The sequence below is a fragment of the Vibrio sp. Vb1337 genome (assembly GCF_033338715.1).
GTDB classification, from domain to species: domain Bacteria; phylum Pseudomonadota; class Gammaproteobacteria; order Enterobacterales; family Vibrionaceae; genus Vibrio; species Vibrio alginolyticus.
In genome coordinates this window covers 1-1,208 of the sequence record NZ_JAWOTD010000167.1, presented here as the reverse complement: position 1 = coordinate 1,208, position 1,208 = coordinate 1, and the positions used below count along the sequence as shown (strand labels likewise).

Below are 1,208 nucleotides of genomic sequence, written 5' to 3'. Positions count from 1 at the left end.
TACAAAGACTGGCCCAGCTCTGAAGAAAACCGCTGAAGAGATGGACAAAGCGTTCGAACAAGCCACGATTTACCAACATTCAGGCGCTGCAAGTTCTGCTTCGGCAACAGACGAGAAGAAAGGCGCATACAAACACCTAATGACGGGGGTTTCGCACATGCTTCCTGTCGTCGTCGCAGGTGGTTTGATCATCGCCCTATCGTTCGTATTCGGTATTGAAGCGTTTAAAGAAGAAGGCACATTGGCCGCCGCACTAATGACCATCGGCGGCGGATCTGCGTTTGCACTGATGATCCCTGTGCTTGCTGGTTACATTGCCTTCTCAATTGCTGACCGTCCGGGTCTGGCTCCGGGTCTTGTTGGTGGTATGTTGGCAAGCTCTACTGGCGCTGGTTTCCTTGGTGGTATCGCGGCTGGTTTCATCGCAGGTTACGCAGCGAAGCTCTTAGCAGATAAAGTAAAACTTCCTCAATCAATGGAAGCATTGAAACCGATTCTGATCATCCCGTTTGTTGCGACGCTATTTACGGGCCTTGTGATGATCTACATCGTTGGTGGTCCGGTTTCTGGCATCATGAATGGTCTGACTGACTTCCTAAACAACATGGGTTCAGACAGCGCCGTTCTACTTGGTATTATCCTTGGCGCAATGATGTGCTTCGACTTGGGTGGCCCGGTAAACAAAGCGGCTTACGCATTCGGTGTAGGTCTATTGGCTTCTCAAACTTACGCACCAATGGCTGCAATCATGGCGGCAGGTATGGTGCCGGCGCTAGGTATGGGTCTGGCCACTTTCCTTGCGAAGAACAAGTTTGAACCAAACGAGCGTGAAGCGGGCAAAGCATCATTCGTGCTAGGTCTGTGCTTTATCTCTGAAGGTGCAATCCCATTCGCAGCGAAAGACCCAATGCGTGTAATCCCATCTTGTATGGCTGGTGGCGCTCTAACAGGTGCTCTATCTATGCTATTCGGCGCGAAACTGATGGCACCTCACGGCGGTCTATTTGTACTGCTTATCCCTAACGCAATTTCTCCAGTCTTGATGTACTTGGTAGCAATTGCTGCAGGTACGGCGGTAACAGGCTTTACCTATGCATTCCTAAAAAACAAAGCGGATGCAAAACAAGAAGTTGCTGCATAAGCAAAACTTAAGCAATTAACAATGCCACCCTCGATTTGGCATTCAGCACCTCCCTTAAATTCCGGTT

At 49.8% G+C, this 1,208-nt stretch carries 1 protein-coding gene; it reads left to right on the top strand.

Annotation, left to right across the window (positions count from 1 at the left end; all coding sequences use genetic code 11):
- A partial coding sequence (locus R7E42_RS24750; protein ID WP_318073198.1) for a fructose-specific PTS transporter subunit EIIC occupies nt 1–1,141 on the top strand: 1,141 nt, incomplete at its 5' end.
- Nucleotides 1,142–1,208: the final 67 nt, after the last annotated feature.